Genomic DNA, 242 nt, shown 5'->3' with positions numbered 1-242 from the left:
ACTGATCGCATTGGTGGTCGGCTCGATGATCGGTGGCGGGATCTTTTCGCTGCCGCAGAACATGGCCGCCAGTGCCGGCGTCGGCGCGGTTCTAATTGGCTGGGCAATCACCGCAGTGGGCATGCTGACCCTGGCATTCGTGTTCCAGACCCTGGCCAACCGCAAGCCCGACCTGGACGGCGGTGTGTATGCCTATGCCAAGGCAGGCTTCGGCGATTACATGGGTTTCTCATCAGCATGGG

At 61.6% G+C, this 242-nt stretch carries 1 protein-coding gene; it reads left to right on the top strand.

Annotated features, from left to right (window positions below; genetic code table 11):
* Window position 1: 1 nt before the first annotated feature.
* Window positions 2-242, top strand: a 241-nt coding sequence (locus J5M56_RS26335) for an amino acid permease (protein WP_207938230.1), incomplete at its 3' end; no start/stop codon positions are given.

This window comes from Pseudomonas sp. 51_B, from assembly GCF_017491595.1.
GTDB classification, from domain to species: domain Bacteria; phylum Pseudomonadota; class Gammaproteobacteria; order Pseudomonadales; family Pseudomonadaceae; genus Aquipseudomonas; species Aquipseudomonas promysalinigenes.
This window is presented reverse-complemented; position numbering and strand designations above follow the sequence as displayed.